We start from the raw sequence: 14,729 nt of genomic DNA, 5'->3' as shown, positions 1-14,729 counted from the left end.
AGGCATGTATTTGCCTAAGAATGCCAGCTTTCCTTCGAATTAATTCCAACAAACTCCGGATGGAGTTTTTACTTACAGGATGCCCGCTGTGAAAAGCAACAGACCTGTCAATTTGTCCATGGGTCAAGTTTTAGAAGTAAACTTAAAATCGCCCGTGGCTATTGCATCAATTCTACACCGTCTTTCAGGTGTTATCGTATTCTTACTCGTACCGGTCCTTCTCTGGATTTTAGACAAATCACTGTCTTCACCTGAAGGTTTTGCGCAAGTTCAAGAAATCATGAATGGTTTCATTGTTCGCTTCATTGTATGGGTATTTGTCGCCGGCTTGATTTTTCACTTTATTGCGGGTGTTAAGCATTTACTTGCTGACATTGGCGTTGCTGAAGAATTAGAAAGTGGCCGTGTCGCATCTACTATCGCATTAATCTTGTCTGCAATCGGTATTGTTGCAGCATTTGTATGGATCGTACTCTAATGAAAAGCGCTACTGGTTTAACAGGTTCAGGTTCTCGCGATTGGTTTCTCCAACGTGTTAGTGCTGTTATTTTGGCTGTTTATACCGTTGTTATTTTGGGTTGGATCCTGTGTAACAGTGGATTCAGCTATGAACAATGGTATGGCTTCATGATGACAACTCCAATGAAGATTCTATCTTTATTGTCAGTCTTATCTCTTGTTGCACACGCTTGGATTGGTATGTGGCAAGTTTTCACAGACTATGTGACGACTCGTCAAATGGGTCCTTCGGCGAATGGTTTGCGTATTGTACTGACTTCAGCAGTGATTATTGCTGTGTTGGCATATGCAATCTGGGCGATCCAGATTTTTTGGGCGAATTGATAGGAAACAATCATGGGCGCTATAAACCCTAAAGAAGATTACACAAATATTCCACACGAAACCTTCGATGCAGTCATCGTGGGTGGTGGTGGTTCAGGTATGCGTGCATCTTACCAACTTGCTCAAGCTGGTTTGAAAGTTGCGGTACTGACCAAAGTTTTCCCAACCCGTTCTCACACTGTGGCAGCGCAGGGTGGTATTGGTGCATCTCTTGGTAATATGCAAGAAGATAACTGGCACTACCATTTCTACGACACAGTAAAAGGTTCGGACTGGTTAGGTGACCAAGACGCAATCGAATTTATGACGCGTGAAGCACCTCAAGTGGTATACGAATTAGAACACTTGGGTATGCCATTTGACCGTAACGCTGATGGTACAATTTACCAGCGTCCATTCGGTGGCCACTCTGCGAACTACGGTGAAAAAGCGGTGCCACGTGCATGTGCTGCTGCCGACCGTACAGGTCACGCACTTCTTCACACGCTTTATCAAAGCAACGTGAAAATGGGTACACAATTCTTCGTAGAATGGATCGCACTTGATTTGATCCGTAACGAAGCAGGCGACGTACTTGGTGTCACTGCAATTGACCAGGAAACTGGTAAAATTGCTGTATTCCAAGGTAAAGCCACATTGTTTGCTACCGGTGGTGCGGGTCGTGTTTACCGTGCATCTACCAATGCCTATATCAATACTGGTGACGGTCTTGGCATGGCGGCGCGTGCAGGTATTCCATTGCAAGATATGGAATTCTGGCAGTTCCACCCTACGGGTGTTGCGGGTGCAGGTGTATTGTTGACTGAAGGCTGTCGTGGTGAAGGTGCAATCCTTCGTAACAAAGATGGCGAACCGTTCATGGAGCGTTATGCTCCAACTTTGAAAGACTTGGCGCCACGTGACTTCGTATCACGTTCTATGGACCAAGAAATCAAAGAAGGTCGTGGTTGTGGTCCTAAAGGTGACTATATCCTGCTTGATATGACGCATTTAGGTGCGGATACGATCATGAAGCGTCTGCCATCGGTATTCGAGATTGGCAAGAAATTCGCGAACGTGGATATCACCAAAGAACCAATTCCAGTAGTACCAACAATCCATTACCAAATGGGTGGTATTCCAACCAATATTCATGGTCAGGTTGTTGTGCCTGAGTCACGCGAAACTGAAGCGCTGGCGGCACATTACAACAAGGATACCGATGTTTATTCGACCAATGCAGCCGAACGTGATTTCACTAAGCCAGTGAAAGGTTTCTATGCAATTGGTGAATGTTCATGTGTATCTGTACATGGTGCCAACCGTTTAGGTACCAACTCACTGCTTGACTTGGTGGTATTTGGTAAGGCTGCGGGTAAACACATCATCGATTATGTGACTAAGCATCACGGTGATGAGTACGAGCCACTACCAACAACTGTACTTGAGCAAACGGTTGCGCGTATTCGTAAACTTGACGAATCCACAACAGGTGAGAATGCTCAGGAAGTTGCAGATGCGATTCGTGACATCGTTCAAGATCATGCAGGTGTATTCCGTACATCGGCACTACTTGAGGAAGGTGTAAAGCAGATTCTTGCAATTGAGCCACGTGTTCGTAATATTCATTTGAAAGACAAATCTAAAGTATTTAACACTGCACGTGTTGAAGCATTAGAAGTTGAAAACTTGTATGAAGTTGCAAAAGCGACCTTAATTTCAGCTGCTGCGCGTAAAGAATGTCGTGGTGCGCATACTGTGGTAGATTTCGAATTGTCACCGGATCATGCGGATTATCCATATGGTCGTCGTGATGATGAGTGGATGAAGCACACATTATGGTTCTCTGTGGACAACCGTCTTGAGTACAAGCCAGTTCGTTACCGTCCATTGTCGGTTGACGCGATTCCACCTAAACCACGTACATTCTAATCAGGAGAATTCAGATGAGTAGAGGTACTCGTACATTTCATATCTACCGCTATGATCCTGACAAGGATAAAGCACCGTACATGCAGACTTTTAAACTGGAATTGACTGACAAGCACCGTATGTTGCTTGATGCACTTCTAGCATTAAAAGTACAAGACGAATCTTTAACGTTCCGTCGTTCATGTCGTGAAGGTATTTGTGGTTCTGATGGTGTAAACATCAATGGTAAAAATGGTTTGGCGTGTCTTTGGAACCTGAACGATTTACCAAATGAAATTACTGTTCGTCCATTGCCTGGTCTTCCTGTAGTGAAAGATCTGGTGGTTGACATGAACCAGTTCTACGATCAGTACAACAAGATCCATCCATTCTTGATCAACAACCAGCCTGCGCCTCCAAAGGAACGTTTACAGTCTCCTGAAGAGCGTGAGCATCTTGATGGTCTGTATGAATGTATTCTATGTGCATGTTGTTCAACCTCATGCCCGTCATTCTGGTGGAATCCGGACAAGTTCCTAGGTCCTTCAGCATTGTTGAACGCTTACCGCTTCATCATTGACTCGCGTGATACTGGAACACAAGAGCGTTTGGCTCGTCTTGACGATCCATTCTCATTGTTCCGTTGTAAAGGCATCATGAACTGTGTATCTGTGTGTCCTAAAGGTTTGAACCCAACTAAAGCAATCGGTCACATCCGTAATATGCTTTTAGATATGGCAGGTTAATAGGCTGCTGATAGCAGTTTGGAAAAAAGCACACCACAAGGTGTGCTTTTTTTGTGCAAACCATTGAAGCAAAATAAAAAATCATCGGATAAAAATAAAGATACTATACTTAAAATGTATAAAGTTGAGTCAGGTAGTCAGGAAATGACGGGTGATGTTAAGTGCCATAGAACAAGAACATGTAATTATTTGGGGTATTTATGATTTTTAGCTGTAAAACTGACCTGAAAAATAACAAGAACGATGTTATTATATAACGGAAATTTAAGGAGGGAGTGGATTGAAAGGTTTGCTCTCTTTTTATTTATCGGAAATGCTTAGGACTTAAGTCTACATTGAATCTATTTTTGAGATAAAGCACCATAGGTTAGAGTAAAATATCTGAACTGTATTTAGCCAATTTATGAAAGGTATGTGTCAAAAAAATCAATTGAAAACTTGAGAACATGTTAGCATTTAGCCTATGACTATCTTTAGAAAATGCCATTTCAGGTACATTTTTTAAACATTGCATAACCAGGGACTGGTATATAAAGGTAGGCTTGAGTCGCTTTAGAAAAAATCTTTGTTCCTACTTGTTTTTTTCTAAGTCGATTTGCAAAAAATTGCCCGGTTTCGATCGGGTATTCAATGAGTAATGATACCGCTGAGGGGTGTTATTGTTCATTAAACATATCAAGATTTTCTTGGTGTGGTGATAACGCCTCATGGCTTATGCCTTATGGGGGACTAGTGTCATATTACCAATCTGACGCTAATAATCCTGGGTTTTGCTTAAAAAGCATCCTGAAAATGTTTTTGCAATAGGAAATGGGTCCACAAATGCAAGAAGTTGCTGACGCTCTGCGTCTTGACACTGAACTTAGCGCTGATAGTGCAGCGTATATTGAAGAACTTTATGAGCAGTATTTGACGGCTCCGGATTCAGTAGGTGCTGACTGGCAAGAATACTTCGGTAAATTCCCAAAAGGTGATCAACCACACAGTAATGTACGTGAGCAATTCCTACTTTTAGGTCGTAATTCAAGCCGTATTCAGCCTGTTGTTCAATCAACTGTCAGCTCAGAGCATGAACGTCGCCAAATTGGCGTGTTACAGCTGATTGCTGCATACCGTAATCGTGGTCACCAGAAAGCAAAACTGGATCCATTAGGTTTGGCGAAACGTGAAGTTGTGCCTGATCTAGATCTTGCTGCGCATGGTTTAACTCAGTCGGACCTAGATACGGTATTCAATACTGGCAACCTGGCGATCGGTAAAGAAGAAGCGACTTTGGCTGAGATGGTTCAGGCAATGGAAGCCACTTACTGTGGTTCAATCGGTGCTGAATACATGCACATCGTGGACACCAAAGAGAAACGTTGGATTCAACAACGTCTGGAAAGTGCACGCGGTCAATATGGTTTTAATGCTGAACAAAAGAAACATGTCCTTGAACGTTTAACCGCAGCTGAAGGCCTGGAAAAATATCTAGGTAATAAGTTTGTTGGCGCAAAACGTTTTGGCGTTGAAGGGGGTGAATCATTCATCCCGATGGTTAACGAAATTATTCAGCGTGCAGGTTCTGTTGGCTGTAAAGAAGTTGTAATCGGTATGCCTCACCGTGGCCGTTTAAACCTTCTGGTTAACATCATGGGTAAAAACCCGGCTGACCTGTTTGGTGAGTTTGAAGGTAAATCGATTCACAAGAAAGGTTCTGGTGACGTTAAGTACCATCAAGGCTTCTCTTCAAACGTGATGACCCAAGGTGGCGAAGTTCACTTGGCATTGGCGTTTAACCCGTCACATTTGGAAATCGTTGGCCCTGTGGTTGAGGGTTCGGTACGTGCACGTCAAGTACGTCGTAAAGACATTGGCGGCGATGACGTATTGCCATTAATCGTACATGGTGATGCTGCATTTGCAGGTCAGGGCGTCAACCAGGAAACTTTCCAGATGTCACAAACTCGCGGTTATACCGTGGGTGGTACAGTGCACATTGTGATTAATAACCAGGTGGGTTTCACCACTTCTGATCCACGTGATGCGCGTTCTACAGAATACTGTACTGATATCGCGAAAATGATTCAGGCGCCGATCTTCCATGTCAATGGGGATGATCCTGAAGCTGTGGTGTTCATTTCACAATTGGCACATGACTTCCGTCATACTTTCCGTAAAGACGTTGTGATTGACATGTTCTGCTACCGTCGTCGTGGTCATAACGAAGCGGATGAGCCAGCTGCAACTCAACCAATGATGTATCAAGTGATTAGCAAGAAAGCGACCACGCGTACGCTTTATGCGGATCAACTGGTACAACAGGGTGTTCTTGATCGTGCAAATGCAGATCAAATGGTTGAAAATTACCGTGCAGATCTGGAAGCGGGTAATCACGTTGCCAATGCGCTGGTACTTGAACCGAACAAGAAAATGTTTGTGGACTGGACGCCTTACTTGGGTCATGACTACACAGACGAATGGGATACGACTTTCCCGATCGAGCGTCTAAAAGAACTTGGCGCGAAAATGCGCGAACTTCCTGAAGGCTTCGTGATGCAGCGTCAGGTTGCGAAAGTGATCGATGACCGTCTGAAAATGCAAACGGGTGAAATGCCACTGAACTGGGGTGCTGCTGAAACTCTGGCGTATGCAACTGTACTAGATGATGGTTACTTGCTTCGTTTAACCGGTGAAGACGTAGGTCGTGGTACCTTCTCGCACCGTCATGCAAAATTGCATAACCAGGTCGATGGTTCAACTTATCTTCCGCTGTGTAACCTGAAAGAAAACCAGCCGCGTACTGCAATCTATGACTCATTGTTGTCAGAAATGGCGGTATTGGCATTTGAATATGGTTATGCGACGACTCTTCCTAAGAGCTTGATCATTTGGGAAGCGCAATTCGGTGACTTCGCGAACTGTGCACAGGTTGTGATTGACCAGTTCATCTCGTCTGGTGAAACCAAATGGGAACGTGTCTGTGGTTTGACCATGCTTCTTCCACACGGTTTTGAAGGTCAGGGTCCGGAACATTCATCTGCACGTTTAGAGCGTTTCTTACAGCTATGTGCTGAAGACAACATGCAAGTGATCACACCGACCACACCTGCACAGATTTATCATGCTTTACGTCGTCAAGCGATTCGTCCAATCCGTAAGCCATTGATCGTGACTTCACCGAAGTCTCTTCTTCGTCACAAACTTGCAACGTCTACGCTAGAAGAACTTGCAAACGGTAGCTTCCAGACCGTGATTGATGAAGTGGACAACATCAACAAGTCAGATGTAACCCGTCTGGTTCTGTGTGGTGGTAAGGTGTATTACGACCTGATTGAAAAACGTCGTGAAAAAGAATTGAACAATACTGCGATTGTGCGTATTGAACAATTATATCCATACCCAGAAAAACGCCTGACAGAAGTCCTTGCACAATATCCAAATGTGAAAGAACTGGTTTGGGCACAAGAAGAGCCTAAAAACCAAGGTGCTTGGTTGTTCATCGCTCCGCGTCTATATGACGATGTGATGAAAGCGGATAAACAAGTCCGTATTAGCTACGCTGGCCGTGAAGCATCTGCTGCACCGGCTTGTGGTTCACCATATTTGCATGCAAAACAACAAGCTCAGCTCATCAACGACGCGCTTGCGATCGACGCTGAATAATCCAGGAGATTCTAAGTAATGGCAACCGAAATTAAAGCACCGGTATTCCCAGAGTCAGTTGCGGACGGTACGATCGCAACTTGGCACAAACAACCAGGTGAAGCAGTATCACGTGATGAAGTGATCTGTGATATTGAGACTGATAAAGTTGTTTTAGAAGTTGTTGCTCCTGCAGACGGTACAATTGCCTCTATCATTAAAAATGAAGGCGACACTGTACTTTCAGCTGAAGTCATTGCACAGTTTGAAGAAGGTGCTGTTTCTGGCGCTGCTCAAACTCAAGCAGTTCAGTCTGAAGAGAAAGTTGAACAAGCTGCGGCGAATACTGAAGCAGGTAATTCACCAATCGTTGAACGTCAGCAAGTACAAGACCAAGCGCCAGCAGTGCGTAAAGCATTGACTGAATCTGGTGTTGCAGCAGCTGATGTTGCGGGTACAGGTCGTGGCGGTCGCATCACCAAAGAAGATGTGGCAAACCACCAAGCGAAACCAGCTGCTCCTGCTGCTGCGCCATTAAGCGTTGCTGTGGGCGAACGTATCGAAAAACGTGTTCCAATGACACGTCTTCGTAAGCGTGTTGCTGAACGTTTACTTGCAGCGACTCAAGAAACTGCAATGTTGACCACGTTCAACGAAGTGAACATGAAACCAATCATGGAAATGCGTGCTCAATACAAAGATGTGTTTGAAAAACGTCATGGAGCACGTCTTGGCTTCATGTCATTCTTTGTTAAAGCAGCAACTGAAGCGCTAAAACGCTATCCGGCAGTGAACGCATCAATCGATGGCGATGACATTGTTTATCACGGTTACTATGACATTGGTGTTGCAGTTTCATCTGAGCGTGGTCTGGTGGTTCCTGTACTTCGTGATACAGACCGCATGAACTATGCCGAAGTTGAAAACGGTATTCGTGCATACGCTGCGAAAGCGCGTGATGGCAAATTAGGCATCGAAGACATGACTGGCGGTACATTCACGATTACCAATGGTGGTACTTTCGGTTCATTGTTATCTACTCCGATCTTGAACACGCCACAAACTGCGATTCTGGGTATGCATAAAATCCAGGAACGTCCGATGGCAGTGAATGGTCAAGTAGAAATCTTGCCTATGATGTACCTTGCATTGTCTTATGACCACCGTCTAATCGATGGTAAAGAAGCAGTCGGTTTCCTTGTAACAATCAAAGAATTGTTAGAAGAGCCAGCGCGTCTTATCCTTGATCTGTAATTTATTTATTAAGAATCTTCCCTAATCCCTTTTTAAAAAGAGGGCTTAGGTCTCCCTTTTGAAGGGAGATTAAAGGGGATTATTTGGAGATAAACATGTCTCAATTCGATTTAGTCGTAATTGGTGGTGGCCCGGGCGGCTACGAAGCAGCAATTCGTGCAGCTCAACTTGGTTTCAAAGTTGCGTGTATCGAAAAACGTATTCATAAAGGCAAGCCATCTTTAGGTGGCACCTGCTTAAACGTGGGTTGTATCCCGTCTAAAGCTTTGCTTGATTCTTCTCACCGTTACGAAGATACAGTGCAGCATCTAGATGATCACGGTATTACCACGGGTGAAGTGAAATTTGATCTTGCTAAACTTTTAGCGCGTAAAGACAAAATCGTTGACCAATTGACCATGGGTATTGATGGCTTGCTGAAAGGCAACGGCATCGAATGGTTAAAAGGTACAGGTAAATTACTTGCCGGTAAAAAAGTTGAGTTCGTTTCTCATGAAGGCGAAACTCAAATTTTAGAACCAAAATACGTGATTCTTGCGACTGGTTCTGTGCCAATCAATATCCCATCTGCACCTGTTGATCAAAACATTATTGTTGACTCAACTGGCGCACTTGAATTCCAAGAAGTACCGAAACGATTAGGCGTAATTGGTGCGGGCGTTATCGGTCTTGAATTAGGTTCAGTTTGGCGTCGTCTGGGTGCTGAAGTTGTTGTATTTGAAGCAATGGATGCATTCTTACCAATGGCTGATAAAGCCTTGGCAAAAGACTACCAAAAACTGTTGACTAAGCAAGGTCTTGATATTCGCGTTGGTGCGAAAGTTTCTGGTACTGAAGTGAACGGTTCTGAAGTGACTGTGAAGTACACTCAGGGCGGTGAAGACAAGACTCAAACTTTCGACAAGTTAATCGTATGTGTAGGCCGTCGTGCTTATGCTGAAGGTTTATTGGCGGATGATTGCGGCATTAAACTGACTGAGCGTGGTCTGGTTGAAGTGAACGATTGGTGTGCAACGTCTGTGGACGGCGTATACGCAATTGGTGACTTGGTTCGTGGTCCTATGCTTGCGCATAAAGCCATGGAAGAAGGCGTAATGGCCGTTGAACGTATTCACGGTCATGCCGCTCAAGTCAACTACGACACGATTATTTCTGTCATCTATACCCATCCGGAAGCGGCGTGGGTTGGTTTAACAGAACAGCAAGCCAAAGACAAAGGTCACGAAGTGAAAACCGGTCAATTCGGTTTTGCTGCAAACGGCCGTGCAATGGCTGCTGGCGAAAATGCTGGTTTTGTGAAGTTTGTTGCTGATGCGAAAACAGATCGTCTATTGGGTATGCACGTGATTGGACCTGCTGCGTCTGACATCGTACACCAAGGTATGATTGCACTTGAGTTTGTATCTTCAGTTGAAGATCTACAGTTGATGACTTTTGGTCATCCAACTTTCTCTGAAGTGGTACACGAAGCTGCACTTGCGGTCGATGGTCGTGCGATTCATGCGATTCAACGCAAACGTAAATAAAATTAAAAAAAGAGCGGCTTAGGTCGCTCTTTTTACATTTCATGGTTGTTTTTATGGGAACAATCATCTAAAAATAAAGATAACGATTTTAAGAAATGCTGGTACTGCTTTGACGGACGTCTGGGTACTGGTGGGTTTATAACAAGGCAAAGAAGTAATAAAAGGTTATTGAATGAATTTACATGAGTATCAAGCAAAAGCGCTATTAAAAAAATATGGTATGCCGGTACAGGAAGGGATACTTGCCACCAATGCCGATGAAACGGTACATGCTTTTGAGCAGTTAGGTGGAAAGTTCGCAGTACTGAAAGCTCAGGTGCATGCAGGTGGTCGTGGGAAGGCCGGTGGTGTAAAAGTCGTTAAATCGGCTACCGAGGCTGCTGAATATGCCAACCAGATCATCGGTTCAAACCTGGTAACTTATCAGACCGATGCCAATGGTCAGCCGGTAAATAGCATTTTAGTATCTGAGGATGTTTATCCTGTTGAGCGCGAACTTTATTTGGGTGCGGTGGTCGATCGTTCAACCCGCCGCATTACTTTTATGGCATCGACTGAAGGCGGTGTTGAAATTGAGAAAGTGGCCGAAGAAACCCCTGAAAAAATTATTAAAGTTGAAGTTGATCCTTTAGTGGGGCTCATGCCATTTCAGGCTCGCGAAGTGGCTTTTGCCCTAAAACTCAAAGATGGCCAAATTAATCAATTTGTTAAAGTCATGACTGCTGCTTATCAGGCATTTGTAGACAATGATTTTGCACTTTTTGAAATCAATCCGCTGTCGGTACGTGAAAATGGCGATATTCTGTGTGTGGATGCCAAAATCGGGATTGATTCGAATGCACTGTACCGTTTGCCTGAAGTGGCTGCGCTACGTGATAAGTCTCAGGAAAATGAACGTGAACTCAAAGCATCTGAATTTGATCTGAACTATGTGGCATTGGAAGGGAACATTGGCTGTATGGTGAATGGTGCCGGTCTTGCGATGGCAACCATGGATATTATCAAGCTTTATGGTGGTCAACCTGCCAACTTCCTCGATGTCGGTGGTGGTGCGACCAAAGAGCGCGTGATTGAAGCTTTTAAAATTATTCTGGCAGATCACTCTGTGCAGGGTGTGTTGATTAATATTTTTGGTGGAATTGTACGTTGTGACATGATTGCAGAAGCAATTATTGCGGCGGTTCAGGAAGTAAATGTGACCGTTCCTGTGGTTGTTCGCCTCGAAGGCAACAATGCGGAACTGGGTGCAAAATTACTGGATGAATCAGGTTTGAAATTGATTTCTGCAAATGGTCTTGCTGACGCTGCAGAAAAAATCGTTGCTGCTGTAAAAGCTTAAGGAGTATCAATCATGAGCGTATTAGTGAATAAAGACACCAAAGTATTGGTACAGGGCTTTACAGGAAAAAACGGCACATTTCATACTGAGCAGGCTTTGGCTTACGGCACCAAAGTTGTCGGTGGTGTAACACCGGGTAAGGGTGGTCAAACCCATCTGGAATTACCAGTATTCAATACCATGCGCGAAGCGGTGAAAGAAACTGGCGCAGATGCTTCGGTGATTTATGTTCCTGCACCATTTGTGCTGGATTCTATTGTTGAAGCGGTTGATTCGGGCATTGAGTTAATTGTGGTGATCACTGAAGGTGTACCGACCATCGACATGCTTAAAGCCAAGCGTTATCTGGAAACCAATGGTAATGGCACGCGTTTAATCGGGCCAAACTGTCCGGGCATTATTACGCCGGGTGAATGTAAGATCGGGATCATGCCCGGTCATATTCATCAGCCGGGTAAAATTGGAATTATCTCGCGCTCAGGGACTTTGACCTATGAAGCCGTAGCGCAGACCACCAAGCTTGGACTGGGTCAGTCGACCTGTATCGGGATCGGGGGAGATCCGATTCCGGGCATGAACCAGATTGACTGCTTGAAACTGTTCCAAGACGATCCTCAGACTGAAGCCATTATTATGATTGGTGAAATTGGTGGTACCGCAGAAGAAGAGGCAGCGGAATATATTCAGGCTCATGTCACCAAGCCTGTGGTCGGTTATATTGCAGGTGTTACCGCACCTAAAGGCAAGCGTATGGGGCATGCGGGTGCAATTATTTCAGGTGGTAAAGGAACTGCTGAAGAAAAATTTGCTGCCTTTGAGCGTGCGGGTATGGCATATACCCGCAGTCCTGCGGAACTTGGTTCAACCATGTTGCAAGTATTGAAAGATAAAGGTTTGGTTTGATTTATAGATTAAACATGCACTAAAAAGCTCCCAGTTGGGAGCTTTTTTATATCTCATTCTATTTTTAAGTTTTAGCCTTCAGACTCTGGGTCATACCATTAATATCACCACCCTGAATACCAAGTTCATTCATTAGGCTGTCAATTAAGGGTGCTTGGCTGCGATAACGCAGGGCGCTATTTACCACCTGATCTGACAGGGCAACATTGCCATTTTCATGATGTGCATCTGTCTGACAGGAACCGGCATGACTGCCATGCAGGCCATTGACCTGAAGAATCTTGATGTCATCAATATTTTCCATCGGTTTAACACTTTCCCGGATAATTTCAGGCAAGTATTTCAACATGGCTAGGCGAATCTGCATTTCGACCTGTTCAGGTGACAGCACATTATTGGCTTCGTTGACTGCACGGGTACCTTCTGCATCGACCTGATACTGTTTTTCCATCGCCTGAGCCAGTAGAATTTTTGCGTCCGCTTCACCTTTGGCCTTAAGACGAACCTTTTCGGCTTCAGCTTCAGCAGCAATACGTACTGCTTCGGCATCATCTGCTGCGGCTTGTTTTCCGGCTTCAGCGGCAACCGTAATCGCAATTGCATCTTTTTCTGCGTGTTCTTTGGCTGCGACCAGCTCAACCGCTTTTTGACGCTCTGCCTGCTGGATTTGGCGTACAGTGATGACTTCTTCTTCCGCTTTTACCGCTTGAGCACGTGCCTGATCGGCTTGCGCTTTGGCTTCAGATTCAGCACGTGATTTTTCCGCAATAGCAATGGCGCGATCCTGTTCAGCCAGTTCAATGGTTTTCTTTTGCTCGACCTGTGCTTTTTGAATCAGCTGGGCCTTTTGAATATTTTCATTTTCGACATCACGGGCCGCTAAAATACGCTTGAGGTCGACTTCTCGTTCAGCAGCAATTTGTGCTTCTTCTGCTTCACGTTTTTTACCGGCTTCCTGAGCAGAAATTTCAGCCAGTTGCTCGGCACGGCGAATGGCAATTTCGCGTTCCTGTTGCAGCTTGGCATATTCTTCTTCACGAATGATTTGCAGGCGCGCCTGTTCTGCTTCCAGATTTTTAGTTTTGATCGCCAGGTCGGTATCCTGCTCGATATGATTTCGCTTGCGACGACGATCTTCAATGGTTTCAGTGAGCTTGGTCAGGCCTTCAGCATCAAAGGCATTTTGTGGATTGAAATATTTAAATCCAGTTTGATCCAGGCCAGTCAGGGAAACGGTTTCCAGTTCCAGACCATTTTTATGCAAATCTTCTGAAACCACTTGCTGTACTTTTTGTACAAAGTCGACCCGTTTTTCATGCAGTTCTTCCATGGCCATTTCTGCTGCTACTGCACGCAGTGAATCGACAAATTTGCCTTCGACCAGATTTTTTAATTCATTCGGTGACATGGTCTTTTGCCCGAGCGTTTGTGCGGCTGTTGCAATTGAATCAGCAGTAGGTTTGACCCGCACATAGAATTCGGCCATGACGTCCACGCGCATACGGTCACGGGTAATCAGTGCCTGATCATCTGCACGGCGCACTTCAAGACGCAGAGTGTTCATATTGACTTGAATAATTTCATGCAAGACTGGGAGCACGATTGCGCCTCCGCCCAAAATCACTTTTTCACCACCCCAACCGGTACGCACAAAGGAGATTTCTTTACTGGACCGGCGGTATAGACGCGCAATGATGAGACCGAAGGTCACCAGTGCTGCAAAAATAATTCCAGAAATAATTAAAATATTATATAAATCAAAAGTTAACATTGTTATAAAGTCTCAGTTTGGTTCTGGCTGAATAAAATTAGAGTGCAGTGGCTTGAAAGCCATTTTTGGTTTTATGGGTCAGTACGACATTCTGACCTTGATTTAAAATTTGATTGGTTTCTGGTTCGACTAAAACATAATGGGTCTGGCCATGCTGATCCCGGACTTTGGCTTGTGCAGGAGAGTTGACTTTGGCATCACCCAGAATAATGATTGCGGTACGCCCAATAAGCTCGTCACTATAAATGGCAGAAGTTTCATCTTGAGGCATAAGCTTGCTGGCAGCCATGGCAAGCCAGCGCACTATCGGCATACACAGAAACAGACAGGCTGGGGAAATTAGCCATACATTGAAGAGCTGGCTGGTCAGGCGTTCAAATATTCCCTGAATCAATAAGCCACTCAGGCCATAACTGGTCAGAAAAATGATGAGCCAGATAAATAAAGGCAGACGTCCCAGATATAACCAGTCAAATACTTTGGTGAAAAAGCCGGGATGTTGATCTGGATTAATTTCTGGTTGCAGGGGGTCTTCAGGCAAAAACTGTTCTAACATATTCTGCGAGCCGCCACCGAGCAGCAGTAATATGCATTCCAGTGCAGCAAACATCAGCATCAGACTCAGGCTGATACTAAATACGATATTTGACGGATGAGTAAACAGTTCCCACATTTTTTATCTCTATAATTATGTTTTAGGAAAAGTGTAAGGAAGCCTCTGATGCTATAACGATAGCAGTAATTATTAATTTTGTATGCAAAAAAATAACAAAAAACCTTATAAACAAGGATTGAATATATTATGTATTTAATAATTATTGAACTATTAAAGT

At 44.4% G+C, this 14,729-nt stretch carries 11 protein-coding genes; 9 read left to right on the top strand and 2 right to left on the bottom strand.

Annotation, left to right across the window (positions count from 1 at the left end; all coding sequences use genetic code 11):
- Positions 1 to 79: 79 nt before the first annotated feature.
- From sdhC to sucD, 9 genes are all read left to right on the top strand, one after another.
- On the top strand, positions 80 to 478 hold the full coding sequence (sdhC, locus tag LOZ91_RS01485; protein WP_074383085.1) for a succinate dehydrogenase, cytochrome b556 subunit: 399 nt from the start codon (positions 80 to 82) through the stop codon (positions 476 to 478).
- Positions 478 to 843, top strand: coding sequence for a succinate dehydrogenase, hydrophobic membrane anchor protein (gene sdhD / locus LOZ91_RS01480; protein WP_005096282.1), 366 nt, complete (start codon positions 478 to 480; stop codon positions 841 to 843). The genes sdhC and sdhD overlap by 1 nt, the downstream gene beginning before the upstream one ends.
- Before the next feature lie 12 nt (positions 844 to 855).
- Positions 856 to 2,754, top strand: coding sequence for a succinate dehydrogenase flavoprotein subunit (gene sdhA, locus LOZ91_RS01475; RefSeq protein ID WP_005171973.1), 1,899 nt, complete (start codon positions 856 to 858; stop codon positions 2,752 to 2,754).
- Positions 2,755 to 2,768: 14 nt separating this feature from the next.
- Positions 2,769 to 3,479 (top strand): succinate dehydrogenase iron-sulfur subunit, encoded by a 711-nt coding sequence (locus LOZ91_RS01470; RefSeq protein WP_005171970.1) that lies wholly within the window; start codon positions 2,769 to 2,771, stop codon positions 3,477 to 3,479.
- An 822-nt stretch (positions 3,480 to 4,301) separates the two neighbouring features.
- Entirely contained in the window at positions 4,302 to 7,124 is a 2,823-nt protein-coding gene (locus LOZ91_RS01465) for a 2-oxoglutarate dehydrogenase E1 component (RefSeq protein WP_074383181.1), read from the top strand.
- Between the two features lie 18 nt (positions 7,125 to 7,142).
- Positions 7,143 to 8,357: a 2-oxoglutarate dehydrogenase complex dihydrolipoyllysine-residue succinyltransferase gene (gene odhB / locus LOZ91_RS01460; protein WP_074383084.1), complete on the top strand. Its 1,215-nt coding sequence runs from the start codon at positions 7,143 to 7,145 to the stop codon at positions 8,355 to 8,357.
- 95 nt (positions 8,358 to 8,452) lie between these two features.
- On the top strand, positions 8,453 to 9,883 hold the full coding sequence (gene lpdA / locus LOZ91_RS01455) for a dihydrolipoyl dehydrogenase (protein ID WP_005096288.1): 1,431 nt from the start codon (positions 8,453 to 8,455) through the stop codon (positions 9,881 to 9,883).
- A gap of 172 nt (positions 9,884 to 10,055) precedes the next feature.
- A complete protein-coding gene (gene sucC / locus LOZ91_RS01450; protein ID WP_005096289.1) occupies positions 10,056 to 11,222 on the top strand; it encodes an ADP-forming succinate--CoA ligase subunit beta in 1,167 nt (388 codons plus the stop codon).
- A 12-nt stretch (positions 11,223 to 11,234) separates the two neighbouring features.
- On the top strand, positions 11,235 to 12,125 hold the full coding sequence (gene sucD, locus LOZ91_RS01445) for a succinate--CoA ligase subunit alpha (RefSeq protein ID WP_244782542.1): 891 nt from the start codon (positions 11,235 to 11,237) through the stop codon (positions 12,123 to 12,125).
- Positions 12,126 to 12,189: 64 nt separating this feature from the next.
- On the opposite strand, the gene LOZ91_RS01440 is transcribed toward sucD, so the two are convergent.
- Together LOZ91_RS01440 and LOZ91_RS01435 are read right to left on the bottom strand one after the other, a co-directional pair.
- A complete protein-coding gene (locus LOZ91_RS01440) occupies positions 12,190 to 13,896 on the bottom strand; it encodes a flotillin family protein (protein WP_005096291.1) in 1,707 nt (568 codons plus the stop codon).
- Between the two features lie 37 nt (positions 13,897 to 13,933).
- Complete coding sequence (locus LOZ91_RS01435) at positions 13,934 to 14,569, bottom strand: YqiJ family protein (RefSeq protein WP_005096292.1); 636 nt, start codon at positions 14,567 to 14,569, stop codon at positions 13,934 to 13,936.
- Positions 14,570 to 14,729: the final 160 nt, after the last annotated feature.

This window comes from Acinetobacter sp. F-1, assembly GCF_022869025.1.
In the GTDB taxonomy this organism is placed as follows: Bacteria; Pseudomonadota; Gammaproteobacteria; order Pseudomonadales; family Moraxellaceae; genus Acinetobacter; species Acinetobacter pseudolwoffii.
This window is presented reverse-complemented; position numbering and strand designations above follow the sequence as displayed.